The 25,447-nt window shown below is 46.6% G+C and carries 20 protein-coding genes; 10 read left to right on the forward strand and 10 right to left on the reverse strand.

From position 1 onward, the window contains the following. Positions 1-70: 70 nt before the first annotated feature. Genes QUB68_RS27810 through QUB68_RS27820 form a run of 3 tightly spaced genes read right to left on the reverse strand, consistent with a single transcriptional unit; the run spans position 71 to position 1,757 of the window. Entirely contained in the window at positions 71-1,024 is a 954-nt protein-coding gene (locus QUB68_RS27810) for an alpha/beta fold hydrolase (RefSeq protein ID WP_332998136.1), read from the reverse strand. Between the two features lie 24 nt (positions 1,025-1,048). After that, positions 1,049-1,375 (reverse strand): helix-turn-helix domain-containing protein, encoded by a 327-nt coding sequence (locus QUB68_RS27815; RefSeq protein ID WP_332998137.1) that lies wholly within the window; start codon positions 1,373-1,375, stop codon positions 1,049-1,051. Then, positions 1,368-1,757, reverse strand: coding sequence for a type II toxin-antitoxin system RelE/ParE family toxin (locus tag QUB68_RS27820; RefSeq protein WP_332998138.1), 390 nt, complete (start codon positions 1,755-1,757; stop codon positions 1,368-1,370). Before QUB68_RS27820 ends, QUB68_RS27815 begins: the two co-directional genes overlap by 8 nt. Before the next feature lie 79 nt (positions 1,758-1,836). Between QUB68_RS27820 and QUB68_RS27825 the strand changes: the two genes are divergently transcribed. Then, positions 1,837-2,943 (forward strand): AI-2E family transporter, encoded by a 1,107-nt coding sequence (locus QUB68_RS27825; protein WP_332998139.1) that lies wholly within the window; start codon positions 1,837-1,839, stop codon positions 2,941-2,943. 385 nt (positions 2,944-3,328) lie between these two features. Here QUB68_RS27825 and QUB68_RS27830 read toward each other — a convergent pair whose 3' ends face one another. Further along, the gene (locus QUB68_RS27830; RefSeq protein ID WP_332998140.1) at positions 3,329-4,264 is read right to left on the reverse strand and encodes an OmpA family protein; all 936 of its coding nucleotides are present in this window, start codon (positions 4,262-4,264) and stop codon (positions 3,329-3,331) included. Positions 4,265-4,609: 345 nt separating this feature from the next. Between QUB68_RS27830 and QUB68_RS27835 the strand changes: the two genes are divergently transcribed. Together QUB68_RS27835 and QUB68_RS27840 are read left to right on the forward strand one after the other, a co-directional pair. Beyond that, the gene (locus QUB68_RS27835; RefSeq protein WP_332998141.1) at positions 4,610-5,281 is read left to right on the forward strand and encodes a hypothetical protein; all 672 of its coding nucleotides are present in this window, start codon (positions 4,610-4,612) and stop codon (positions 5,279-5,281) included. 5 nt (positions 5,282-5,286) lie between these two features. Continuing rightward, the gene (locus QUB68_RS27840) at positions 5,287-7,365 is read left to right on the forward strand and encodes an abortive infection protein (protein ID WP_332998142.1); all 2,079 of its coding nucleotides are present in this window, start codon (positions 5,287-5,289) and stop codon (positions 7,363-7,365) included. 109 nt (positions 7,366-7,474) lie between these two features. Here QUB68_RS27840 and QUB68_RS27845 read toward each other — a convergent pair whose 3' ends face one another. The 5 genes from QUB68_RS27845 to QUB68_RS27865 all read right to left on the reverse strand — a co-directional run bounded on the left by QUB68_RS27845 (position 7,475) and on the right by QUB68_RS27865 (position 13,746). Continuing rightward, positions 7,475-8,449, reverse strand: a complete 975-nt coding sequence (locus QUB68_RS27845) for a DMT family transporter (protein ID WP_332998143.1) — start codon at positions 8,447-8,449, stop codon at positions 7,475-7,477. A gap of 194 nt (positions 8,450-8,643) precedes the next feature. Then, positions 8,644-9,780: a DUF4335 domain-containing protein gene (locus tag QUB68_RS27850; protein ID WP_332998144.1), complete on the reverse strand. Its 1,137-nt coding sequence runs from the start codon at positions 9,778-9,780 to the stop codon at positions 8,644-8,646. Positions 9,781-9,782: 2 nt separating this feature from the next. Next, positions 9,783-10,409 carry a DUF3038 domain-containing protein gene (locus QUB68_RS27855; protein ID WP_332998145.1) on the reverse strand — a complete coding sequence of 209 codons (627 nt, stop codon included), beginning with the start codon at positions 10,407-10,409 and terminating at the stop codon, positions 9,783-9,785. A gap of 275 nt (positions 10,410-10,684) precedes the next feature. Next, positions 10,685-11,191, reverse strand: a complete 507-nt coding sequence (locus QUB68_RS27860) for a hypothetical protein (protein WP_332998146.1) — start codon at positions 11,189-11,191, stop codon at positions 10,685-10,687. A 200-nt stretch (positions 11,192-11,391) separates the two neighbouring features. After that, complete coding sequence (locus tag QUB68_RS27865) at positions 11,392-13,746, reverse strand: cation:proton antiporter (protein ID WP_332998147.1); 2,355 nt, start codon at positions 13,744-13,746, stop codon at positions 11,392-11,394. A gap of 335 nt (positions 13,747-14,081) precedes the next feature. On the opposite strand from QUB68_RS27865, the gene rpsB reads away from it, so the two are divergent. From rpsB to fusA, 5 genes are all read left to right on the forward strand, one after another. After that, positions 14,082-14,909 carry a 30S ribosomal protein S2 gene (rpsB, locus tag QUB68_RS27870; RefSeq protein WP_332998148.1) on the forward strand — a complete coding sequence of 276 codons (828 nt, stop codon included), beginning with the start codon at positions 14,082-14,084 and terminating at the stop codon, positions 14,907-14,909. 346 nt (positions 14,910-15,255) lie between these two features. After that, entirely contained in the window at positions 15,256-15,915 is a 660-nt protein-coding gene (gene tsf / locus QUB68_RS27875) for a translation elongation factor Ts (protein ID WP_332998149.1), read from the forward strand. Between the two features lie 300 nt (positions 15,916-16,215). Next, positions 16,216-17,121, forward strand: a complete 906-nt coding sequence (locus QUB68_RS27880; RefSeq protein WP_332998150.1) for a hypothetical protein — start codon at positions 16,216-16,218, stop codon at positions 17,119-17,121. A 236-nt stretch (positions 17,122-17,357) separates the two neighbouring features. Further along, on the forward strand, positions 17,358-19,844 hold the full coding sequence (gene recG / locus QUB68_RS27885) for an ATP-dependent DNA helicase RecG (RefSeq protein WP_332998151.1): 2,487 nt from the start codon (positions 17,358-17,360) through the stop codon (positions 19,842-19,844). A gap of 552 nt (positions 19,845-20,396) precedes the next feature. Continuing rightward, positions 20,397-22,481 (forward strand): elongation factor G, encoded by a 2,085-nt coding sequence (gene fusA / locus QUB68_RS27890; RefSeq protein WP_332998152.1) that lies wholly within the window; start codon positions 20,397-20,399, stop codon positions 22,479-22,481. 121 nt (positions 22,482-22,602) lie between these two features. Here fusA and QUB68_RS27895 read toward each other — a convergent pair whose 3' ends face one another. Then, positions 22,603-23,727, reverse strand: coding sequence for an HNH endonuclease (locus tag QUB68_RS27895; RefSeq protein WP_332998153.1), 1,125 nt, complete (start codon positions 23,725-23,727; stop codon positions 22,603-22,605). Positions 23,728-24,069: 342 nt separating this feature from the next. On the opposite strand from QUB68_RS27895, the gene QUB68_RS27900 reads away from it, so the two are divergent. Together QUB68_RS27900 and QUB68_RS27905 are read left to right on the forward strand one after the other, a co-directional pair. Further along, positions 24,070-24,714: a Uma2 family endonuclease gene (locus tag QUB68_RS27900; protein WP_332998154.1), complete on the forward strand. Its 645-nt coding sequence runs from the start codon at positions 24,070-24,072 to the stop codon at positions 24,712-24,714. A 72-nt stretch (positions 24,715-24,786) separates the two neighbouring features. Continuing rightward, the gene (locus QUB68_RS27905) at positions 24,787-25,431 is read left to right on the forward strand and encodes a Uma2 family endonuclease (protein WP_332998155.1); all 645 of its coding nucleotides are present in this window, start codon (positions 24,787-24,789) and stop codon (positions 25,429-25,431) included. The last annotated feature ends 16 nt before the right edge of the window (positions 25,432-25,447 follow it).

Here is a 25,447-nt window from a genome sequence, read left to right on the forward strand (position 1 = left end):
ACGGGCTAGAAGCCCATCCCACAAGAAAAAAACATTGTGGGATGGGCTTCTAGCCCGTCCTAATTATTTTTTAAAGAGGTCTCTTGTTTGCAAATTCGGCAACAGCCGCGACAAATTCTGCGGTTGATTCGTAGGGTAAAACGTTGCGCCCCGGCATTAATAAACCTTCAGCGTTGGGAAAGTTAGCCAAATATTGTGCTAATCTTTCCTCCGGTTTTTCTTGTTTACCCGATTGGCTGATGCTTGAGGCTTTTTCCCCCATGACAACGAGTGCGGGCTTCACGAACTTTTGAATCGTGCTACTATAATCCTGCCGCCAAAACCCCGCTAAAAACGAGTAAACCGCATGACGGCTGTCAGGATTTGCCGCCCCAGCCTGCAAAGCATCCAACCATTCGCTGTCAACATTTGCCGCATCGCCAAACAGTTGTTTTGCAGAAAAAGAGCGCAAAAATTCAGCGCGTCTGGCGTAGCGGTAAAAAGCATTTCCTAAGGGAGAGTCTAACAAATTCCAGACGATTCTTTGCTGTCTGTCTGTCGAATGTTTGTTCATCACCGCCCAAGCTGGAGGCCCGGCGAGGACTAATCCGTGGATTAAATTAGAACCGCTTTCCTGCTGCAATTTTGCTAATTCCAAGGCTACACACAGTAAAGCACCTTGCACGAGTACGATCGCAGGTTTTTTTACTACAGTCTCCAAGAAAAACTGCAACTGTGCCGCCCAATCGCTAGGATAGCAAGCCACAGCGGGCATTTCGCAATCACCGCAGCCCAAAAGGTCGGGATTGTAAATCGGATTTGTGTTGCCTGATTTGTACCAACTTTCGCAAAATCTCTGCCAAAAGACTCTTGACAATCCAACTCCGATGGGATGGATTAATAACAAAGGGATGCTATCTTCTGTCGCAGTAGTTGGGTTGTAAAAATCGTAAGCACAACGATATTTTTGCCATTCGTAAAACAGCGTTGGTGATTTTATAGATGAAATGGCGGACAAATCTTGGGTTGAATATTGTGGTTGCATATCAATGTTTTAATTGTTTATATACTATGCTACGACAATGCGAGTTTGAGCTTGGACATTTGGTTGCGAGTGGGCAATCCTAATCTCTACATTGCTGCCGAGTGCGTTGAGAAAACGAAATAGGCGTTCTGTAGAGAAGTCTGATAATTTACCGCGCATCAATGCTGATATTTTTGGTTCAGCGATTCCTAAGAGCTTTGCTGCTTCAGTTTGGGTTAGTTGGCGTTCCGAGATTAACTCACTGATTTGATGAGCTAGTTCTGCCTTAATCAATAGTTCATCAGGATTCGGGAGCCCTAAGTCAGCAAAGACATTCCCACTGCTGGAATGTACTTTTATTTCTTCAGCCATTTTGTTCCTCCAATTCTTTCCGATCTAAATATGTTTTATAGTGTTCTTTGGCACGTTTAAGCCGAGCTTCAATTAGCTCTATATCTTGCTTGGCGGTAGCAATTCCCTGCTTAGATTTCTTCTGAAAAGCATGGAGAACATAGACTATTCCTTCAAATTTCACCGTGTAGACCGATCTGTAAGTGTCTCCATCAAAATTATCAACAATTTCTAGAACACCAGCACCTTTAAATCCTCTAAGTGGTTTAGCATCAGGATGCTTTTTACCCAATTGAGCGCGGTACAAGGCGAAACCCATGATTTGCTGGACATCTTCGGGAAAGTCGCGCAAGTCGTCGCGGGAACTGCCGATCCATTCAACGGGTTTTAATAGCGAATTCATAATCTTAATTACACTATTTATATCATATCGTTTATTATAAAATCAAGGGTGACACAGGTAACAATATAATTATTTAATCATGTCAGAACAGCGGATTACCATTTCTATACCCAACTTGCTGCTGATTGTAGCATCGTCCTTGCTGCTAGTGCTGCTGTGGCAATTGCGCAGCCTGCTAGTAATTCTGATGATATCAGTTGTGCTCGCCGCGTCGATCGTCCCGATCGTCAATTGGGCCGAAACCATGCGCATTCCTCGCTGGCTGGCGGTGATTATGGTTTATTTAACTCTGATCGGCGGATTCAGCGGGACGGTAGTGTTAATCGGCCCTACAGTCATCGAACAAATCGAGTTATTGCTGCGACAGTTACCAGTTTACGCCGAAAGTCTCGAAACTGTAGCAACTAATCTATTGAGTCGCCTCACCGACGATGCGCCTGCTTTGGTGAGTCAGTTGCTGGATACTCAATCGCTGACTAATTGGCTGATTCGATCGAGCCAACAACTGGTTTTGCGATCGTACAGTTTAACTAGAGGCATTCTCGGCGGTTTCTTCAGCCTAGTTTTAGCATTATTTATTTCAGGTTACATGGTAGCCGATAGCGACACATTAATTAAAAGTTTAGTGCAGTTTTTCCCGAAACCTTGGGACACAAGATTAGCCGCACAAGCCACGCCAATCGGTCAAAGAATGGGGAGTTACATTCGCGGGCGGGTGTTAGTTTCGGGGATTTTAGGGATATTTATTACCACGGGTTTGAGCATTTTGGGAATGCCGGAATTTGCTTTAGGCTTAGGTGCGATCGCAGGTGTGACAAATCTGATTCCCTTCATCGGCCCGGTTTTGGGAGCAGTACCAGCATTAATCGTAGCATTAGCTAAAGGCGGCTGGGTACTTGTGTGGGTATTGCTGTTATTTGTATTTATCCAGAACTTAGAAACTTACGTGCTCGATCCTTTGCTGGTTGGTTCCTCGGTTGGCGTGCATCCTTTGTATCAATTGCTGTCTGTCTTGGGAGGCGTGCAAGTATTGGGAATTATCGGGGCCGTAATTGTGCCGCCTTGGTTTGCGGGAGTAGCAGCTTTGATTGAGAACTTGTATTTAAAACCGAAGCTGAGGAGTGAACATCGAGAGACAATAAATCAAGCTAAAAATAATTCTGACTTACCGTCTATAACACCTTGAACATTCAACACAGTAGACTTGAATTGTCAGAATTCACAAACTATATTGAAATCATCTGCGTTTATAGGGGTTCTCAAAAAAGTGAGGATAGCCCTATGCCCTATGCCCTATGCCCTATGCCCTATGCCCTATGCCGTTCGCGTACCTCATCTTTCTGAGAAAGGCTATATCTGTGTTTATCCGCTCATATCTGCGGTCGATCTATCAATCAAAGACTTAGGAAATAAGTCTAGTATCTAGAAGCCCGCTAACTAATAACTAATGACCAATGACTAATGACTAATGACCAATGACCAATGCCCTGTTTGGCCAATGCCCAATGCCCTGTTTGGCCAATGCCCTGTTTGGCCAATGCCCTGTTTGGCCAATGACCAATGACTAATGACTAAGGATTAATTGCCACTTCAATGCGGCGATTGCGCTGCCGATTAGCATCAGAACTATTATCCACCGAAGGGCGACTTTCCCCATAGCCGATCGCCACCCAATGATACTTCTGACCGAGCACACCCGACAAATACTGCACCACAGCCTGAGCCCGCGCAAACGACACATTGCGATTGTCCGCCGCTTCAAGAGCGTCGTCTGTGTGGCCCGCAACCCGCACCGTCGCCCCCTCGTAATTGCGCAAATCCGCCACCAAATTGTCCAAAATCGCACTGGTTCCCGCGCGCAAAGAAATGCTACCAGTATCAAACAAAACATCGCTGGGCAAAGTTACCATCAGCCCATCCCCTCCAAACACCGGATTATTGCCATTCTGTGGCGCAGTATTCGCAGTTTCAGGGTTCAGACTGGGGCTGCTGCCGATCGCGGGTAAAGCAGGCGCAAGACTTGCCGCCGTTGCTGGCGCAGCCAATTCCTGCGACATCAACTGCAACCGTTTTTCCAAAGTTTCCGTCGGGCGGCTGCTACCCAACTGACTCTCCAAAGCCGCCGTGCGGCCAATTAGCGCGTTCAACTCTCCCTGTAACCGTCTCAAATCCGACTGCAATTTCTCTCTCTGCGCCGGACTGACTTTTGACTGCGGAGTGGGTGTAGCCGTTGGTGCCGGGAGCGCCGGAATTGGCGTTGCTGGTGCGCGTTGCGGGCTGGGCTTCAAATTTTGAGTTAGACGCAGCAATCTCTCGGCAAGCGGCATCTGGGCGGTGTTAGAAGGGTAAATTTGGGCGATCGCCATCCCCAAAACCCAAGCAAAACCGCTGCCTACCCCCAGCAGCAGCAGTCGAAATATCAGCGATAGTACAAACAAACCTTTTCCCCGCGGCTTTGAGACGCGAGGCGGGGGGATTGAAGGTTTTTGGTTAAAAGATGGCGTCATATTGCCTCCCGGACTGTGCACATACCAGATTAATTTCGATACTATCTTACCTATCCGATTTTAGATTTTAGATTGGAGGACAAATCTACATTAGACAAGGTTGCATAAATCTTTGATTGATACAGAAACCGCAGATGTAAGGCAGATGTACGCAGATAAACGCAGATAAATTTTAAGATAGAAGAGCGAATGAATGCAATTGCTCGTCTAATCTAAAACAAAAACCCGGTTTTTCCAAATCTGGGGTTTAGCCACGCAGCATCTGCTGAGAAACCGGGTTTCTAGTCTCCTGCGTGTAAGCCGGAATTTGTTAGATAATGCTGTATAACTTTTGGAAAAAAACCGATGACCGACCCTTTAAATAGCCCTTATCCCGTTCCTTGGGAATGGATTAGTGACACTCACGCTAAGGTGAGCTCGGCTGCGGGCACCGGCCTCCGCTACTATCGCAGTCCTTCCTTAGTTTCAACTAACGGCCAATACGCGGCTTACAGTCGAATTGAGTTGCAAGTACAGCCGGAATTCGCCCGGTGTCGGGTTAGCAGCGTCATGTTTGTGGAAAATCTCAAAACTGGGGAACTGCAAACAGTGGCGGCTGCTTCCCCGCTGGCGGAAAGCGGAATGTATGCTAGCGATGACACAGATATGTCTGGGACGATCGCCATTTTAGTGCCTGTTGCTTGGAATCAAGAGGGTTCCCGCGTTCTCGCCCGCGAATTTGAAGCACTTTTCAACTCTTCCGATATGTCCGACTACGCGGTCATTTGGGACAAAAATGATAATTACACTTATACCGTTGCTCCCGCTCGCAGTCTTTACACTCATGCTGTATTGTTGGGTTGGAGTCAAGTTTGCCCCGGACAAGTTCTGTTTCGCGCCGGCCATTTGGGCGATCGATCTTGGCCTCTTTGTGCAGTCGATATGACCGGCCAAACGGTAGCTGTCAGCGAAGACAAACCCCTAGTTTTCGGCACTCAAGCCAGCACAGACTGGATCGAACCTAAAACTCGTTTTTAGATATTATGGCGGCATATTCTTTGATTTGGCCCACAATTATTTTACTTTCCGGTCAATCTTTAGAGCGATTCATTTTGACTCTGGGGCTGATAGCTGTGGCTGTTATTTTCGGTCTAACAGCTTTTATTTTTATTCGGATTTTCCTCAATTGGTTCCAGGCTAAATTTGAGCATAACCGCCATTTTTTTAGACGGGAGTTTAAAAAAATTGCAGGCAATTCAACTGCTAATCTTTCTGAACCTGAAAACGTTTTTTTAGAACCGCTGTTCTTCGAAAGTGACGGCAATTTAACTGCTGCTATTTTTGGAGTAGAAAGCGATATCTCAGAAGCGCTTGAGCCGGAGATAATCTGCGAAGATTCAGCAGCAGTTGCCCATCTCTACAAGCCGATCGCACTTTGGCACGGTCGCTTAATTTTGCCATCAAACGAACAGCGTCAGCCCTACGGCACAGTATTTTTAGAAGTAATCAATGCCCCGAAAAAATATCAAAATTTCATTGGCAAAACAGCATTTTTACAGTGGAGTACAAATCGCCAAGTACAGTTTTTTGTCCACGCCGTAAGTCAAGATATCAAGTTCACAAAACAAACTAAAAAAAGTCAAAAATCTGGTAACATCCATCCAGATAGATTGAACGGCTGGCGAAATGTCGGCCCTTTAGAAACTCTAGCAGGAACCAGACTCGAAGACAGCGTGACTGTGATGCTGCGGAGGCCGGTGATTGTCATCAACCACAGCAGCAGCGACAAACAGGAACTAATTATCGATCGCGAACCAGTACAAATTATCGGACGTTTGTGTGCCTTAGTCTCAATTTTACAGCGCCCAGAACCCGACAGCGACAAATTTATTGTCCGCCATTTCAACAAAACATCCCAACAATTTGACGGCGCGGCCGAAATCATTCGGATTCCGCAAGTACAGCCGGACAAAAACGGCATAGCGAGGTCTACAAATCACCAAATAGAACAATCGCCATTAAATCCAGACGGCTGGTACATTTACGGCGAAAGAGACGAAGATAATATTTTTGTAGTCCAAGCAATCGAACCCCGCAAAATTGCCCAATTAACACCTGATGAAACATATTTCGGCTTAAAAAAATCTCTCGATTATTTAAGCAGTGAAAACTGGCAAAATACATCAGCCCAAAAAGGACAAGCCAAAAGAGTATTGTTGACGCCAAATGATGCTACAGAAAATGCTTTAATCTCTCCTTGGCAAGAAGGAGATATCGGCATAGTGATTCACAGTTTCGGCGGTATCGGCGGCAAAAAAGGCGAAGCGGCACCGCTGGGAATTGTCACCGGGCATTTTGCTTTCGGAGTAGCAAAAGTTGTGCGCGATCGCTTTACTAGCGAACTGCGTTTTGACATAGAATACAAACAAGTATACGCCCACAATCCCGACGGAATTGTGGCAGGTTCCAGCAAATGGCAAAGTTACATGGGAGATTTGCAGCGGGGCTGGTTGGGCGATCGCCCGGTGTGCGATATTATTTGTAAATTAGACTGCGTGTGTTGCGACTACGATTTTGACGGCATAATCCTGTCACCCTTAACCGAATTAAACGAGCAACTCGATATCATGATGGCCCGCTACCGCACCGGAGACGGAACTGGTGCAAGTTTAGTCACGCCAGCAACTTCTTGCGTCCAAGATTCAAGTCAGGCAATTTACGCTACAATTAAAAAAATCACTGCCGAAATTGAGTCAAATCCTCAGATTCAAGACTGGCTGAACACCAATCCCACCGCCGCCCAAACTCAAAGATTTCAGCAGTTAATAGCATTAGGACAGAGTTTAGAAAAAGTATTAATTCCCCTTGGTATTGTCCGTCCAGATTGGCGCAAAAATTCCAGATTAGCCGGGATTGATTCGGAAATGAAAAAAACCTTTTTCGGTGGTATGGCGACTTTGATAAAAGCTGCTATTAGTTACAGAACAATGCTACCGAGGCGCACCCAAGATGAAATCGCCAAAGTTTTATTAAAACAAGGAGCATTTTTGTGGATAATTCGCACAAATCAAGTCGGGGGATTTGACTCAGGCATTGAGCCTCTAGCACCGACAGGACTTTGAGGAATATCATCTCCGATAACTACGGAATTATACCTAAGTGCGAGCGTCCCGCACAGCAAAGTCTTATCTCTCTGACAAAAGCTATATATATCCCTCAAGAAATGACTTGTTATCTCAAGGAAGAGTTATCATCTCTAGTTGGATTTAATAATGTTTTGCTTGGTTTTTTGGGAAATAGCAACAACATCAACACTGTACTAATAATACATAGTCCACCGAGTCCTTCCATAAGACTCAGTGGTAAGCGAAGCCAAATAATTGATGCAGCTACAGCCGACACAGGCTCTGCACTTGCCAACAAACTCGCTTCTGTAGGTGTAATATATCGAAGACTGTCTAGATATAGATAAAAAGCGATTAATGTGCCAAATATAATCACAAAACTAACAAACAAACCAGTAATAACAGACCAATGTTGACCTTGTATTTGCCAAGGAGAAGCGATCGGGCATAATGCAATCCCTCCTATAATCATGCCCCAGCCAATGATTACTTCAGAACCCCAACGTTGTAGCAAACTTGATGGATATAATGTGTAAAATGCAAGTGCAATTGCAGAACTTAATCCCCATGCTATTGATATAATGGAGACGGAAAGCTGGTAAATAGATCCATTTGTTACGAGAAGAAATGTACCTAACAAAGCAAGTCCTAGGGCTATAAACTCTTGAATGCTAGGAATTCTATTGTACTTTACTGCTAAGTAAATCATAATAAATAATGGAGCCAAATATTGCAATAATGTTGCTGTAGCAGCATTACCAGTTTGAATAGCTGCGAAATAGGTATACTGCACTCCCAACATACCAAAAATTCCAAAAATCACTAATCGAATCCGATCTTGGGGAGCATTCCACACAGCAAAAACTTGGTTGAATTTCTTTCGGAAACCTCCAATTATTAATAACAATATTCCTGAGATAAGAAGGCGCATTGTAACCAACCAACCGGGAGTAAATCCCTCATCTTGAAAAAGCCTTTGTGCCACCGTACCAGAAAGTCCCCATAAAGTGGCTGCTATCAGCACCATAGCCAGTCCCTTATAACGTAATAACTTAAGCTTTTTTGAGTCAGATGTGAGCATAGTTTTTAATCATTCCATCAAAGTCAACCTGTGCGCAGTGCACACCCTACAAAGTCAACCAGGTTCGTAGTGAGGACTTTAGTCCTCTGAATGGATGCGGACTAAAGTCCTCACTACGAACCCCATAAAATAGGTTCGTAGTGAGGACTTTAGCCCTCTGAATGGATGCGGACTAAAGTCCTCACTACGAACCGTTACCAAGGAGTGACTGCAACAGTGCCGCCCGGTGCCACAACTACTCGGAAATCAGCTAGCGGTTCCGCAGGCGGCCTGCTACCAATCGGTTTGTAAAGCAATTCAGAAAACGGCGTTTCAGATCGATCGACTGCGGCAGAATTCTCCGACTTGTAACCAACAATCGCCCCATCTTTAGCCACACTCACCCGATAAACCAACTCCGTATTAAAAACAGCAGGCTGATTCTTCAAAACTCCGTCAATTTCCTGAGAAAGTTTGCCCTTCAACAGGTCAATTTCGGCCGGATCGGTAATTGCCACGGCAATTGCCCCAGGAGTTGGCAAAGCTTCAGAAACAGGACTCGGCGTGCTTTCCGGTGCAGTGTTCGACTGCGGTGTGGCGCTAGGTGAAGCGATCGGAGTCGGAGTCGGAGTCCCTGGTAGCAAACCGTCAGCCGGAGGCGTGGGATTGGGATTCGGCGAACCCGAACCGCCCGAATTCGGCGTACCGAGATTCTGGCCCGCAGGATTCGGTTGTGGCACCGGATCTCTCGGGCGCTGGATTTCCGGTATCGGCACCAAGAAAAATGCCATCGCAGCCAAAGCCAAACTCGACACCCCCACCACAGCCGGCAAACTCCGCTTCGCCAAAGGTTCGGCCGACTTGATATAACGCTTGGAAATTGGGGTTAATTGCAGCGACAATTCCGGCAGCGTCTGCGTGTCGGCAAAAAATTGATCGATCGCCTCTACCAAGTCAAATAGCTGTACCGTCGTCAAATCTACGAATGCCGACAGTTCTGTTTTTTGATCGATTTGGGTGGCGCTGCCTGCTTCAGCGGGTAGAACTGTCAACCGATGCGAATTCCCGTCAATTCTGTGCAACTGCACCATACCCAAATTCGGGCCGTAGCGATCGGGATAATGCACTCCGCTCATAAATTCTTGAGCGTAGCTGCTGACGGCCCTCACCAAGCTTTCAAAAAACTCTCGTCCCCCGCTTAGGGGCTCCCGGAGACCTGTCACATAGCATTCAGCGCTCATTAATATCGAAAGCACCGGCCGTATATCTAACTGGCTAGCTGCCGATCCATCACTCAACCCTTCTAGAACCAGGGTGCAATTTGGCAGACTGTACTGACGCCTAATAGTCATTTTTACTCCACTTCTCCATCAAACAGGCTAACCCAGAAGCGCTGCATTCCCGCTGTGCCTGTACAAAATAGCAGTTTGCTCAACAAGTTTAAAGCTAGTTCGTTGAGCTTTTCGTCGGAATCGTAAGCTACAACTAGGGATCGCTTTGGGTTCATGCGCGATCGAAAGTGAGCTCGAAAACGTTCTAAATACTCGGCAAGCTGCAAGTTCTGGTTGAGGGGGATATTTCTCGATCGCAACTGCTGCGAATCTAGCAGCAACTGCCGAATTGTCGCGGTTAACTTGCGCGCCATATTGCAGGCGATCGCCACCAGCGCCTTTGCCTCCACAACCGTCAGGGAGCGGCGCTGGGTATAGCGTCTCAGCGGGTTAGTATTGCGCATCAGCCAAAAGGCAACCCGATTTTTGATAATTGACTCCAATTCCAGCTCCTTCGACACTGCCAGCATTTCTTCAGCACCTCCGAGATACAAGGCCTCGATCGCCAGCAACATCAAGTCAATTTGCAATCTAGCCCGGCGGGAACACCCGCCATCGTTCAGCGACAAGTCTGGCAAACTGTCTAAAATCAACGGGTTTGACTCGGTAAGCGAAGTTTCTGACGGCATTAAGATCACGGCAACATCCATTCCAAACAAACTATACGGGCAAGCGGGGTCTCGGGCATGACAAATTTTAAACCCGCGACTCCTCTGAGATACTTTATTTCGATCGTTGACTTTTAAGTATATAGATCAATCTAGCAGCAACCGACCGTCACGAGCGAGCTCTGGCGGCGTTCCGTTCGATCGCCACTGCGATCGGGAACAGGGGAAGAGGGGAAGAGGTGGAGATTGGGAGATTGGGAGATTTGGAGAATGGCCCAATTACCGATTCCCAACCGATTCCCGATTCCCCAGTGCGATCAATGTTCCTTCTTCTGGGGTTTCGCCGCCACTTCTTTTTGAGCCGTAAAATCAGTAGCCGCCACCCGATCCGTCAGACTAATTTTTCCCTTGAGGCTGTCTTTCTCCACAATTCCTCGCAGTTTGACATAACTGTTTTGACCGATCGCCGTGGATTCGCTGCAACCCGCTAAATTAGGAACCGCACCCGACAAGCTCAATCCTTGATTTTCCCACTTCCCGACTAAAGAAGGTTTTTCCTCGGCTGTTTTTTCCCGATCGCCCTCGCTGCTACCCGATCGCAAATTACCACTCAAATAAACACCCGATTGCTGAATTGTCAATACCAAAGCATCAGATTTCAGACATTCCGGCAAACTTTTAGCATCGAAGCGATAACTTCCCGCAATTGCCGGAGGAGCCTTTAAATTTGTTTCCCCGTAAGCAGTTACCACTTTAAACAGCAGCGAAACCGAGCCGATCGCAATCCCGTAAAATGCCAGCGATTTTAGACTTAAATGATTCATAATCTTGGGTAATTAGTCAGTAGTCATGAGTCAGTAGTCATGAGTCAGTAGTCAGTAGTCATGAGTCAGTAGTCATGAGTCAGTAGTCAGTAGTCAGTAGTCATGAGTCATGAGTCAGTAGTCATGAGTCATGACTCATTGGGAATTATTGCATTTTTCATCCGTTACATCCGTTACAAAATCCGCTGCCGAACTTCCTTCTAAGAACTACTTTGACTGAGTACCGAAGCCAAGTGCGATCGCACTTTAACGTAGCACCGCGCAATCAGTAGCGAAGAATGACACTGCACCGCCAATTCATCAGTATACTGTCCCAAAGTTTGGCGCTCAATTCCCCACTCCCGACTCGTACCCGCAATAGTCAAATCAGCATTAGCAGAAGCAGCAATCACCGCTTGAATTGGCTCAGCAGCCTCCACAATCGGAGTTTCAATGCGCGATCGCACCTCAACCGGCAACTGCTCCATCACTCGCTGAAACTCGTAACTCAGCTCGTTTCCCTCTTCCCCGTCAACCGCCACCCGCAGCACCGTCAAACGGCGTTCCTCGCTATTAACTAACAGTCTCAGCGCCAATTCTAACCCCAAATCATCATGAATGTTTGCCGCATAAGGCACTAACAAATTATTCAACCGTTCCCGGCCTCTGTCAACAAAAATTGCTACATCCACCTTAGCGTTGCTGAGAATTTGGCCGACACGTCCTCCCAAACGGTTGCTGCTAAAAGTAGGCCTGTGCCATCCTACTAAAATCAAATCCGCGCGATCGAGTTCCGCAATTTGCGCCGTTTCCCGCGCCACATCCTTGGTAATCCGAATGATGGGATGTACGAATTTTCGCGCCTCCGGCAGTTCCAAACTCTCAATCACTTCTGATAATTTCGAGCGGCGCTCTTGAATAATGCGATCGGCTTCTGCGGGCGTACTTTCAAAGGCATAATTTTCATTTAATTCAATCAAACTCAGAGGATGCACCGCCGCCGACTGCAAATCGTTACCGCCCACACCAGCAGCAGGCTGCGCCAGGGCGATCGCCAGTTGCAGCAAACCTTTCTGAGTGCTAGGATTAGCAACCGGTACTAAAATTCGATAAGTTGGCAGCAATTCCTTGTTAATTTCTGCACTTTCTCCACCCATTGATGAATCTTCTAATTCTGAATCTTCCGAACTCACTTCTGAGATATCTAACCGAATTAACCGTTTTGGATAAGTCCACTCCAATAGAGGCGAAGTCATAAAAGTTGTGACTAAAGCCATGATGACTAACATCGTAAATAGCAGCGGCGAAATCACCCCCAGAGAAAGACCGATATTCAGCACAATTAGTTCAGTCAAACCGCGAGTATTCATCATCCAGCCCAGCGCCGAAGCTTCGCGATTGCTAATGCCGCAGACTCTAGCAGCAACGTAAGTGCCGACGTATTTACCAATAATTGCTACTCCTAAAACTGCGGCACATAACAACCATAACTCTGGACTGTTTAGCAGACCGATTTCAGTTCGCAAACCGCTGTAAGCAAAAAAGATTGGCAGCAAAAATATCAGGACAAAATCTTCGGTTTTCTCAGCTAGTTCTCTGGTGAGTCCGGCATTTTTAGGCATAGCCGCCCCCAGCAAAAACGCGCCGAAAATTAAGTGAATGCCGATCAATTCAGTAATTAAAGCCGATGCTACAACTCCCATGTAAATGCCGGATAGCACTAATTGACTTAATCTGCCGGTGCGGTTGTAGTGCTTGGAAAGCCGCTGCAAGAACCAGCGGACTACAGTCAGCATGAAACCGATGTAAATTATAGATTCAAAAATGGTCGGCAAAGCGCCGATCATCGAGTTAGTGCGCGTAACTGCGATCGCCACCGCCAACAAACACCACGCCGTCACATCGTCTACAGCAGCGCAAGTCAAGGCCAGCGTCCCCAATTTTGTATTCTGCAAGTTGTGCTCTGTAATGATTCTTGCCAGCACTGGAAAGGCAGTAATTGACATCGCCGCCCCTAAAAACAGGGCAAAGGCTGTAAATGAAACGCTATTATTTGAAACGATCGGGTAGAGCAGCAGCGCTAGCAAACTCCCCAGGGAAAACGGCACTAAAATGCTGACGTGGGAAGTTAAAATCGCTATATCTAAATTGTTTTTGAGATACTTGGGATTCAGTTCCAAACCAATCAAGAACATGAAAAATATCAGCCCAACCTCAGAGAGCACGTTGAGGAAGGGAACGGCTTCGGCTGGAAAAAGTGCGGCTCCTAAATCTGGTGCAACCAAACCGAGGAGAGAAGGCCCGAGCATAATTCCTGCTACAATTTCTCCAATAACTTGAGGTTGTTTGATCGCTCGAAATGCTAAACCGACAAGTCGGGAAAGTGCGATCACAATTAGAACTTCAAGCAGGACGAGAATGGGGATGGGCATGGCGTTTTTAGCTTTGGGATTTTTGCGGTGCCAGAGGGGGACTCGTAAAGCCCGTAGAATTGCCGATCGAACAAAATGAATAAATAAATAAAAGCTCGATCGAACGTAGAAGGCACAAGACACGCACCAACGCCATTCTCTCACAGGCTAACAAAGGCTTTGGCAACCTCCAAGCTGGATCTTTTGTTTTTTTTCGTTTTTTCTCAGCAGCGCGATCGACTAACTTTAACCGTATTGTGCGCCCCCCGCACCCAACCTGCGGACTAAATCTCACTCAAGCGGGCGCGCACCCACCACGCAACACTACGGATAACCCAACCCAAACGATATCAGATAGTCAGAAAAAGTGGTGCTTCTAGTGATAAACTAGAAAAGTTGTTTCAATTCGCACATCCGGGTTTTCGGGTGTTTCGAGGGTGAAAACCCTCAGAAATACGACCGGGTGGAGGATTAACCCGAATACAGGAGTTAGAAATATCATGCCAGTAGTTAGTTTGGCTCAAATGTTAGAGTCAGGGGTTCACTTCGGACACCAAACCCGCCGGTGGAACCCGAAAATGGCTCCCTACATTTTTACAGAGCGCAACGGGGTTCACATCATCGACCTCGTGCAAACCGCTCAGCTTATGGAAGACGCCTACGAGTACATGAGAGTGGCCTCGGAAAAAGGCAAAAAGTTTTTGTTCGTGGGTACGAAGCGCCAAGCAGCCGGGATTGTAGCCCAAGAAGCTCAACGCTGTGGTGCTTACTACGTTAACCAGCGCTGGCTGGGTGGAATGCTCACCAACTGGACGACGATCAAGTCTCGCGTAGAGCGCCTCAAGGATTTGGAGCGCCGCGAGGAAATCGGCGCCCTGGATTTGCTGCCGAAAAAAGAAGCTTCAGTGTTGCGCCGAGAAATGGCAAAACTCCAGAAGTATCTGGGCGGAATCAAAACTATGCGCAAGATTCCTGACGGAGTGGTGCTGGTAGACCAACGCCGCGAGTATAATGCTGTGTTGGAATGCCAAAAGCTGGGAATTCCCATCGTCTCTCTGTTGGACACCAACTGCGACCCGGATTTGGTTGACATTGCGATTCCGGCAAACGACGATGCTATTCGATCGATCAAACTGATTGTCGGCAAGTTGGCTGACGCCATCTACGAAGGCCGTCACGGTCAGCAAGGCGGCGACGGTGAGGAAGACTACGACTACGAAGGTGGTTACGAAGGCGCTGAATACGATGTCGAAATCGAAGAATTGGATGACCCCAATTATGTAGAACCCGACGAAGCCGACGCTGACGGCGAAGAAACCGAGAGCTAATATTGCGATCGGAATCTGACACTAAGCAATTAAAAATTAAAGATTGAAAATTAAAAATAATAATTTTTAATTGGACATTTTTAATTTTTAATTGTAAATGGCACAGGTCTAAGTCATTAGTAGATTTCGGACAAAAGCATTCGTTGTGTTAGTGTTAGCACCAAAATTAATTATGGTGCTACACGTACAAAGTCCGCCCTAATGCCGACTGGGTATTTCTTCACTCCTGTCCAATCATTAACATTAAGATTAGTAACTAATGACTAATGACTAATGACTAATGACTGATGACTGATGACTAATGACTAATGACTAATAACTAATTTTGATTGGGAACTTAAAGAAGATGGCGGACATATCTGCAAAACTTGTTAAAGAATTGCGCGACAAAACCGGCGCCGGCATGATGGACTGCAAAAAAGCCCTCATTGAAAACGATGGCGATGTCGAAACATCAATTGAGTGGCTGCGGAAAAAAGGTCTAGCTTCAGCAGGCAAAAAAGGTGGACGAGTTGCCTCGGAAGGTATCGTAGGCAGCTACATTCACACTGGCGGCCGCGTGGGAGTGTTGGTGGAAGTTAACTGCGAAACCGATTTTGTCGCCCGCCGCGAAGATTTCCAAGCTTTGGTGCGGAATATTGCGATGCAAATTGCAGCTTGTCCGAATGTGGAATACGTGAAAGTTGAAGATATCCCCGCCGAAATTATCGATCGCGAAAAGGCAATTGAAATGGGCAAGGATGACTTGGGCAACAAGCCGGACAACATCAAAGAAAAGATTGTTCAAGGCCGCATTGACAAGCGCTTGAAAGAGTTATGTTTGATGGATCAGCCTTTTATTAGAGATCAGAATATCTCGGTAGAAGAGTTGGTGAAACAAACGATCGCCCAAATCGGAGAAAAGGTCGAAGTGCGCCGCTTCGTGCGTTTTGTGTTGGGCGAAGGCATTGAGAAGGTAGAAGCTAACTTTGCTGATGAAGTGGCAGCCCAAATGGGTGCTCAATAATCAAAATTAAGATTGAGAATTAAAAATGTGAAAAGCTAATTTTTCACATTTTTAATTTTTACAGGACATTCCTGGACGCACAACCTCATTTGTAGGGTGCGCAATGCGCACCTTAACGCTATAAGTAGCGCGTCAAAACACTGCGTAAGTCCCGCAGGACTCATGCACTGCGTACCAAAAACCCGGTTCCTAACCAGTATTCACTCTTTGAGTCAAACAATTTGTGGCAGAAACCGGCTTTTTTTGCCGATCGTCCTAATTTTAATTTTATACTGGCTATTTTAATTTTATACGGGAGATATGGTGGGAGCAAGAGAGCGCATAGAACAAGATATGGCAGGACTCGATGAGGCTTTAGCAGCCTTGAATTTGGAGTTTCGCAGTACCTACGAGAGCTATTTAACTGCCTTGGGACAAGCGGTGCGGCAGCAGTTAATTTTGGCGTGCTATCACCTTTGCACTCAAGCGGTGCCGGAGTCGTTTCTCAAGTTGTCCTTCGACGGGCGGCAAAAAATGCAGCAGTCAGTCAGGCGTTTGGCTGCCGCGTCTGAACAAAAATTGCGATCGCTCGCCACCCAATCACAGGAAGAAGAAGAAATAGAAGAAGAAATAGAGGAAGAAATAGAGGAAGAAATAGAGGAAGAAATAGAGGAAGAAATAGAGGAAGAAATAGAGGAAGAAATAGAATTTCCCGCCAGAAACTATCAATTTTCCACCACAAATTACCAGTTGCCAATTGCCAATCCCCCGGAAAGTTTGGCGCGCTGGCAAAATAATATTGAAAAGTCGATCGCCCAGATCGTCAAGCTGCTGTCTCGCGACACCAACCGCTTACTGCAACAGTCTGGAATCTTGCCAAGTCAATTACCAGAACCGGTTCTAGAAGCAGCTTCTCAAGCAGAATTGTCAGGCGACAGCGTGGCTGGGCCCCCTAACTTATTAAATTTAATCATTGAAACCGATAACTCCTCGGCACCGCCAAACTTAGGAGAAACACCGAATTCTACAGCGCTGCGGATTACAGCGATTAAACTGCGGCTGTCGGAAATAGAGTTTGCCGATGCGGGAACCTCGGCTTGGCGCCAGCAAATTCGCAACCTCTCTGTACGCTTGAACTCCCTCGGTCGCGATTACCAGAAAAAGCAGCGGGAGCTCGCTGTGGTGGAGGCTGAGTCGGCTTGGCGATCGAGTTGGTTTGAAGATTGAGGGAACAGTTGACAGTTGACAGTTGACAGTTGACAGTTGACAGTTGACAGAAGGAAGAGCTTCGAGGGAAGAAGGAAGAGGTTCGAGGTTCGAGGTTCGAGGGGAAAAGGTAAAACTTTTAGGGTATTGAGAAACCTGGTTTATTCAAGAAACCGGGTTTCTCGATGTTATACTTTTTTGGTGGGAGCTGGTTAGAAGAAAAATTTAAAATCTAAAATCTAAAATCTAAAATTGATATGACTATCGATCGACCAGAATGGCAGCGATTACAAAAAGCTCTTTCAGTAGAAGCCGATCGCGGATTTAACGACCTCCAGGGCAGTCAATACCGCTTCAGCGAGTTTCTAGGCCTCAGTTTGAGGCAGTTGGCAGGTGCTGTGGCGGGTTCTTCGCGCGATCGAGCTAGACAACTAGCTGCTGAATTTGACATCTACCCTCAGAAGGATCTCGAAGGGCGCCAACATTCGATCGCCATTACAGTCAGTTTCCTCAGACAAATGGAGCAAGTTTGGGAAGAACCAGCCCAGCGCCCGATCGAACAAAACACTGCCGATGTAAGCGCCCCAGCCGTTTCTGTTCCCCGAACCGCACCCCTGAATACAGCACCCCCAGCAGCCAGCTTGACTCTTGACCAACCGTTAACGCGCGTGACCGGCATCGGGCCCGCCAACGGCAACCGCTTGCTAAAACTCGGTTTAGACACCGTATATGACCTGCTTTACTACTATCCCCGCAACCACATCGACTATGCCAAGCAAGTACGAATTCGCGAACTTGTCGCCGGGGAAACTGTTACTTTAATCGCTGAAGTAAAGCGCTGCAATTGTTTTTCTAGCCCGAAGAATAAGAAATTAACCATATTAGAAGTAATTTTAAAAGACAGCACCGGAGAAATAAAAATTAGTCGCTTTTTTGCAGGGCCTCGCTACAGCAATCGCGGCTGGCAAGAATTCAAAAAGCGCGAGTATTGTACAGGTGCGGTGCTCGCAGCTTCGGGGTTGGTGAAGCAGGGTAAATATGGCATTACTTTAGACAATCCTGAGTTAGAAGTATTAGATGACTCCGGCGGTGCGATCGAATCCATGAAAGTCGGCCGCCTGATTCCTGTTTATCCGCTGACGGAAGGTGTGGATGCGGGTTCCGTGAGGCGATCGATCTTAGCTGCAATGCCGGCGGCGAAACTGTTGCCGGAATCGCTACCGGATGATTTGCGCGATCGTTACGGGTTAATGGGTTTAGCCGATGCCGTGACGAATATTCACTTTCCAGTCGATCGAGATTGTCTATCCGCCGCCCGCCGCCGCTTAGTTTTTGACGAATTTTTCTACCTACAATTAGGACTCTTAAAGCGTCGCCAAACCCAAAGAAAAGCTCAAGCTAGTGCAGTCATCCTTCCTAGCGGCAAATTAATCGAACATTTTTATGAAATATTGCCTTTTGCGATGACGAATGCTCAAGAAAGAGTAATTAACGACATCCTCAACGATTTAGCTTCGCCGCAACCGATGAACAGATTAGTACAAGGCGATGTCGGCGCGGGCAAAACTGTAGTCGCCGTAGTCGCAATGTTAGCAGCAATTCAATCCGGCTATCAAGCCGCTTTAATGGCACCAACAGAAGTTTTAGCAGAACAACATTACCGCAAATTGGTAGGTTGGTTTAATTTGATGCACTTGTCCGTCGAACTGTTAACTGGTTCAACAAAGGTAGCAAAACGCCGGGAAATTCACAGCCAGTTAGAAAGTGGAGAATTGCCTGTTTTAGTGGGAACTCACGCGCTGATTCAAGATACGGTGAATTTCCATAAATTGGGTTTGGCAGTAATTGATGAACAGCACAGATTCGGTGTGCAGCAGCGCGCTAAATTGCAGCAAAAAGGCGAATCTCCACACGTTTTGACGATGACGGCAACTCCCATTCCCCGGACGCTGGCACTGACGCTGCACGGCGATTTAGACGTGAGTCAAATTGATGAACTTCCCCCCGGTAGGCAGGCGATTCAAACGACTGTTCTGTCGGCAAAAGAACGCAGTCAAGCTTACGATTTGATTCGGCGGGAAGTGGCGAGCGGGCATCAGGTTTATGTGGTGCTGCCGCTGGTGGAGGAGTCGGAAAAGTTGGATGTGCGATCGGCAATTGAGGAAAAAGAGAAACTCGAAAAAAGTATATTTCCTGAATTTAAGGTGGGTTTGCTCCACGGTAGGATGAGCAGTGCTGACAAAGATGAGGCAATTACTAAGTTTCGGGACAAAGAAACTGATATTTTAGTATCTACTACTGTGGTGGAAGTGGGAGTAGATGTGCCGAATGCAACAGTAATGATGATTGAAAATTCGGAGCGTTTTGGACTGTCGCAATTGCACCAGTTGCGGGGTAGAGTTGGTCGGGGAAAAAGCCGTTCTTATTGTTTGTTGATGCCTGGTTCCAAAACTGCGGAAGCTATGCAGAGAATGAAGGTTTTAGAACAATCTCAAGATGGCTTTTTCATTGCGGAAATGGACATGAGATTGCGCGGGCCTGGTCAGGTTTTGGGAATGCGGCAGTCGGGTTTACCAGATTTTGCTTTGGCGAGTTTGGTGGAGGATCAGGAGGTTTTGGAGTTGGCGAGGGCGGCGGCTCAAATGGTAATTGAGAGTGATGAAAGTTTGAATCAGTGGCCGGTGGTTCGGGATGAATTGGATAGGAGATATCGCCGGATGATGAGTGGCTCGATTTTGACTTAGGAATGAGAATTCAATAACTTACAATCTTTATTGTTCTTGTGGGATGGGCGTCCCGCCCGTTCTTTCTGGACGGGCGGGACGCCCATCCCACAAACTTGTGTAAATTATTTAATTTGCGATCCTTAGACGGCGGTTGAAACCACTGCCCATTCTTCAACCTGCGGAGGCACGTGAAAGTTTGTGTAGACGCGGTTTCAACCGCCCGGTCTTCTGAATAAAATAACGCAATTTTAACTGCCCGTTCTTCAACCTGCGGAGGCACGTGAAAGTTTGTGTAGACGCGGTTTCAACCGCCCGGTCTTCTCCGACCAAAGAAACCGGGTTTTTCAGCTTTGTCTGGGTTATTTTTATGAGTTGTAAGGATTCCCGCACTTATTCATCCAAGAATCCTTCGCAGGAATGACGGAGAAGTGTCAAAATTAAGATAGTCCTGCCAAAAACAGGGAAAAGGAAATCCAGCCCGTACTCGCTGGTAAGGTAGCATTAATTCCTCGCTTGTCAAGCTTGCAGTTGGTCGCCGACGGTTCGTCGCATTTAATCTCAACAGTAATTATGAAAGATCTCACTCGTTATCGAAATATTGGCATCTTCGCCCACGTGGATGCTGGCAAGACCACCACAACTGAAAGAATCCTGAAACTGACAGGCAAAATCCACAAAATCGGTGAAGTTCACGAAGGCGCGGCGACGACTGACTTCATGGAACAGGAGCAAGAGCGCGGGATTACGATTCAATCCGCTGCTACCACCTGCTTCTGGAATGAGCATCAGCTCAACATCATTGATACTCCCGGACACGTCGATTTTACGATCGAGGTTTACCGTTCGCTGAAGGTTCTCGATGGTGGCATCGGTGTATTCTGCGGTTCCGGTGGAGTTGAACCGCAATCGGAAACAAACTGGCGCTACGCTAACGATTCTAAAGTTGCTCGTATTGTCTACATCAATAAGCTCGATCGCACGGGTGCAGATTTTTACCGAGTTGTCAAGCAAGTCGATAAAGTCCTGGCAGCTAAACCGATGGTAATGGTTTTGCCGATCGGCATTGAAGAAAAGTTTTGCGGCGCAGTAGATTTGCTGACCCGCAAAGCCTGGATCTGGGATGACTCCGGCGATCCGATGGGCTACGAAATTACCGATGTTCCAGCCGATATGGTGGATGATGTCGAGAAATACCGCGAACAGTTGATCGAACTCGCCGTCGAGCAGGACGATCACCTGATGGAACAGTACCTCGAAGGAAACGAGCCGAGTATCGAAGACCTCAAGCGGTGCATCCGCAAGGGTACTCGCGACTTGGCATTTTTCCCGACTTACTGCGGCTCGTCGTTTAAGAACAAGTGCGTGCAGTTGGTTCTCGATGCAGTGGTTGACTATCTGCCGAATCCGATGGAAGTATTGCCGCAGCCAGAGGTTGATCTCGATGGTGAGGAAACAGGCAATTTTGCGATCGTCGATCCAGAAGGCCCCTTGCGCGCCCTGGCATTTAAGATTATGGACGATCGCTTCGGCGCTTTAACCTTCACGCGCTTGTACTCCGGTACGCTATCTAAAGGCGATACCGTACTCAACACCGCCACAGGCAAGACCGAGCGCATCAGCCGTTTGGTAGAAATGCACGCCAATTCTCGCGAAGAAATTGATTCGGCTCAAGCAGGCGACATTGTGGCGATTGTGGGCATGAAGAACGTCCGCACCGGACACACCATCTGCGACCCCAAAAATCCCGCAACCCTAGAGCCAATGGTTTTCCCAGAACCAGTCATCTCCATTTCGGTAAGACCGAAAGTCAAAGGAGGCGAAGAAAAAATGGGAGCAGCGCTGACCAAGATGGTACAAGAAGACCCATCTTTCCACATGGTGACAGACGAAGAAAGCGGCGAAACCATTCTCAAGGGCATGGGCGAACTGCACCTCGACATCAAAGTGGACATTCTGAGACGCACCCACGGCGTCGAGGTAGAAGTTGGCGAACCGCAGGTAGCTTACCGCGAGTCGATCACGAAGCGCCTCGAAGACAACTACGTCCACAAGAAACAATCCGGTGGTTCAGGTCAATTTGCGAAAATCGGCTATATCGTCGAGCCCGGTGAAGTCGGCAGCGGCTTCGTGTTCGAGTCAAAAGTAACGGGCGGCAGCGTACCGAGAGAGTATTGGCAAGCCGTGCAAAAAGGCTTTGAAAGCTGTATCGATGTGGGAGTCTTGGCTGGCTTCCCCTGCTTGGATTTGAAATTTACCCTGGTTGATGGAGGTTTCCACCCGGTTGACTCTTCAGCAATGGCCTTTGAAATTGCTGCAAAAGCCGCCTACCGCCAATCGGTTCCCAAAGCTGGGCCTCAGTTGCTCGAACCAATTATGAATGTCGATGTCTTCACTCCAGACGATCACATGGGTGATGTCATCGGCGACCTCAACCGCCGCCGGGGGATGATGAAATCTCAGGAAACAGGACAAACAGGAGCGCGGATCAAGGCAGATGTGCCGTTGAGCGAAATGTTTGGCTACATTGGCGACTTGCGTACGATGACTTCTGGCCGCGGTCAATTCTCGATGTCTTTCTCGCACTATTCTCCTTGTCCGAGCAATATTGCTGAGGAAGTGATCAAGGATGCGAAAGAGCGTCAAGCTGCGAAGTAATGTATTTGACTCCTGGTAGGTACTATCTGGAGTCAAACAGAAAAATTAGATCCCCGCTTTTTGAAGAAATCGGGGATCTAATTTTTGTAAACTATCGGTTAGAATAAGTCAACAAAACATATTAGATAGTAGAACCACGAGCAGACTTCAACAACATCTTGATTTCTTCAATAGTAAATGGTGGTGAACGACGATGAATCATAGCGTGACAATTTGGACAAACAGGACGCAAATCTTTTATAGGATCAATTTCATATTCTTCTGCAATCTCTGAAAGGGGTCGTAGATGATGAACATGAATGAAACCTTTTCCCACTTGCCCAAAAGCTCTGCCAAAATCGAAACCACAAATAGAGCAACTTGAACCGTGAGAATCAATACATTTTTGCCGAGCTTTAGGATCTCGTTCATAGGCGTTGACTAAAACTTGCCGTACTGCCCCCTCACGAAATGTTTGTACTGAATCTACTTCATCAGGAAAGAATCTAGTAGTAGTTACAGATTCCTGAACCTGAAGCGGATTTTGCCAATCCCACAAACATTTTAGGTATTCTTCAAAACGGTCTTCCTCACCAAGAAACACATTTGATGCAGCACGAAAGATAGCAAAGATTTCGACAAAGTTATTAATCACTGGCTGAGCTGCATCTAGGTCTTTAATAGGAAGAACTAGGGATGGACTCCAAATATAGGTACTTTTCCAATCTCGTTCAGAAACCAATTGCAGCTTGTTAATGAATTCATCATACTCTAACCCCTCAGCTTCTTCCTGTGTAATAGTATCAGAGTAAATATAATATTCACCCTGCTTCAAAATTGTAGTAACATCTTCCACATGATTTTTTAGGACTTGGACAATCGGATTGCTTTCTAACCCTCTTAATCCATAAATTTGCATATACAACCTATCATAAGTACACTCGAACCTCAGTTGGAGACACCTATTTTTTATTCCTTTAATAATCAAGCCAGCGGTTGCTATTTTGAATGGCTTGGTTTTCTTGGCTCCAGAGCGATGAGCTGGTGTAGTCGTTATTCGACAATCTGAGAGTACATCTGTGCCATAAACTTGGTGAATTTGGTCACAAGCTTGTTTAATGATTATTTTAAGCTTAGGGATAAGTAATTCTTTTAGCTTATCAGCACGCTCTCGATTGTCTTCGACTGAGAAGAGATATTGTTCAGCAGACCCTATGAGTGGCAAGTCAACGATTTGTGACAATTCGGTTTCCTCAACTGAACTCATATTTGTTCTCCGACATGACAAGTGCAACGAAAACTAATTAATATTTTAGCTTTTTTTCGACATATCCTGAAATCGGTCATGCTTCCCCGGCTCCTAAAACTTGTGCTGTGGTGAGTTTCAGCCTTGTAGGGTGCGTCAGGCGCGAATACTTACTGGACAAGGGAAACGCTTATGGACTGACGCACCCTACTCTTGGTGCATCCGCGATTGTTAAAATTCTCGGCGTTGATTTGTCTTAATCTGCGGTTTCGCGATCGCTCAAAGATTTATGCAATAAGTCAAATATCATATTTGCTAAAATACAATTAATAATCTAATAATCTACAACCCAGGTAGGCAGCCATGACAGCCACCCTAATCCAGAATCAAACTAGCGGAATTATGCTGAACAACATTAGCTGGACAACATACGAATCCCTGCTGAATGAGTTAGCCCAACAGAGAGGAATTCGCCTGACTTACGATCGCGGAAACTTAGAAATTATGACTCCATCAGCACCTCATGAAGGCAGTAAAAAGATTTTAGGCCGTTTTGTAGAAAGTGTGACTGAAGAATTAAATATCGAAATTCGGAGTTTGGGTTCACTAACTTTTCGGCGCGAGGATTTAGAACGCGGTTTGGAACCCGATCAGTGCTACTATATCGAGAATGAGGCAAGTGTCCGCAATCTCAAGCAAATCAACTTAAATCAAGATCCGCCACCAGATTTAGTAATCGAGATTGACATCACCAGCAGTTCGATTAACCGAATGGAATTGTATGCAGCTTTGGGCGTACTGGAAGTCTGGCGTTATGACGGTTCCCTCCTAAAATTTTATCAGTTAGAGGGCAAAGAATATGCAGAAAGAAATGTTTCGCCTAAGTTTCCGTTTCTGTCGGCTGCTGAGATTCTCCGGTTTCTAGAAATGCAGAATACTGCGGGAGAAACATCGATGATTCGAGCATTTCGGGAGTGGGTGAGGAGTCAAATTCAGTCTGGGGAGTGATTCGGGCTGCGCGTCAATCAAGCTAATTTTTGCTAAGATACGATCAATAATCTACAACCCAGGTAGGTAGCCATGACAGCCACCCTGATTCAAACCCCAATAACCGGAATTCTGCTAAAAAACATTAGCTGGAAAACTTACGAATCCTTGCTACATGAGCTAGCCCAACAGGGAGGAATTCGCCTGACTTACGATCGCGGAAATTTAGAAATTATGACTCCATCAGCACCCCACGAAAAGTACAAAAAAATCTTGGGACGTTTTGTAGAAAGCGTGAGTGATGAATTGAATGTTGAAATTTGCAGTTTGGGTTCTCTAACTTGCAGGCGCGAGGATTTGGCTCGCGGTTTGGAACCGGATCAGTGCTACTATATTCAAAATGAGGATGTGGTTTGGGACAAACAGCAAATCGATCTAAATCAAGATCCGCCACCAGATTTAGTGGTGGAAATTGACGTGACTAGCAGTTCGATCGATCGCCTTTCTTTATATGCAAGTTTGGGCGTACCGGAAGTTTGGCGCTACGACGGAAATCGTTTAATAATTTATCAGTTGGAAGCACAGGAATATGCAGAAAGAGATGTTTCTCCGACTTTTCCTTTTTTGTCGCAAGTTGAGATGCTGCGCTTTTTAGAATTGAGGAGGACTACTAAGGAAAATGCTTTGATTCGCTTATTCCGCGAGTGGGTGAGGAGTCAAATTCAGCAAGGGGAATAGATGGGTGCGATCGACT

It is taken from the genome of Microcoleus sp. A006_D1 (assembly GCF_036702805.1).
Lineage (GTDB): Bacteria > Cyanobacteriota > Cyanobacteriia > Cyanobacteriales > Microcoleaceae > Microcoleus.

Bases quoted from the DNA above. Each gene is read 5' to 3' on its own strand.
- QUB68_RS27860 (WP_332998146.1), bottom strand. From the start codon at position 11,191: ATGAATCATTTAAGTCTAAAATCGCTGGCATTTTACGGGATTGCGATC.
- tsf (WP_332998149.1), top strand. From the start codon at position 15,256: ATGGCGGACATATCTGCAAAACTTGTTAAAGAATTGCGCGACAAAACC.
- QUB68_RS27850 (WP_332998144.1), bottom strand. From the start codon at position 9,780: ATGACTATTAGGCGTCAGTACAGTCTGCCAAATTGCACCCTGGTTCTA.
- QUB68_RS27900 (WP_332998154.1), top strand. From the start codon at position 24,070: ATGACAGCCACCCTAATCCAGAATCAAACTAGCGGAATTATGCTGAAC.
- recG (WP_332998151.1), top strand. From the start codon at position 17,358: ATGACTATCGATCGACCAGAATGGCAGCGATTACAAAAAGCTCTTTCA.
- fusA (WP_332998152.1), top strand. From the start codon at position 20,397: ATGAAAGATCTCACTCGTTATCGAAATATTGGCATCTTCGCCCACGTG.
- QUB68_RS27880 (WP_332998150.1), top strand. From the start codon at position 16,216: ATGGTGGGAGCAAGAGAGCGCATAGAACAAGATATGGCAGGACTCGAT.
- QUB68_RS27845 (WP_332998143.1), bottom strand. From the start codon at position 8,449: ATGCTCACATCTGACTCAAAAAAGCTTAAGTTATTACGTTATAAGGGA.
- rpsB (WP_332998148.1), top strand. From the start codon at position 14,082: ATGCCAGTAGTTAGTTTGGCTCAAATGTTAGAGTCAGGGGTTCACTTC.
- QUB68_RS27815 (WP_332998137.1), bottom strand. From the start codon at position 1,375: ATGGCTGAAGAAATAAAAGTACATTCCAGCAGTGGGAATGTCTTTGCT.
- QUB68_RS27855 (WP_332998145.1), bottom strand. From the start codon at position 10,409: ATGGATGTTGCCGTGATCTTAATGCCGTCAGAAACTTCGCTTACCGAG.
- QUB68_RS27905 (WP_332998155.1), top strand. From the start codon at position 24,787: ATGACAGCCACCCTGATTCAAACCCCAATAACCGGAATTCTGCTAAAA.
- QUB68_RS27835 (WP_332998141.1), top strand. From the start codon at position 4,610: ATGACCGACCCTTTAAATAGCCCTTATCCCGTTCCTTGGGAATGGATT.
- QUB68_RS27895 (WP_332998153.1), bottom strand. From the start codon at position 23,727: ATGAGTTCAGTTGAGGAAACCGAATTGTCACAAATCGTTGACTTGCCA.
- QUB68_RS27825 (WP_332998139.1), top strand. From the start codon at position 1,837: ATGTCAGAACAGCGGATTACCATTTCTATACCCAACTTGCTGCTGATT.
- QUB68_RS27830 (WP_332998140.1), bottom strand. From the start codon at position 4,264: ATGACGCCATCTTTTAACCAAAAACCTTCAATCCCCCCGCCTCGCGTC.
- QUB68_RS27810 (WP_332998136.1), bottom strand. From the start codon at position 1,024: ATGCAACCACAATATTCAACCCAAGATTTGTCCGCCATTTCATCTATA.
- QUB68_RS27820 (WP_332998138.1), bottom strand. From the start codon at position 1,757: ATGAATTCGCTATTAAAACCCGTTGAATGGATCGGCAGTTCCCGCGAC.
- QUB68_RS27840 (WP_332998142.1), top strand. From the start codon at position 5,287: ATGGCGGCATATTCTTTGATTTGGCCCACAATTATTTTACTTTCCGGT.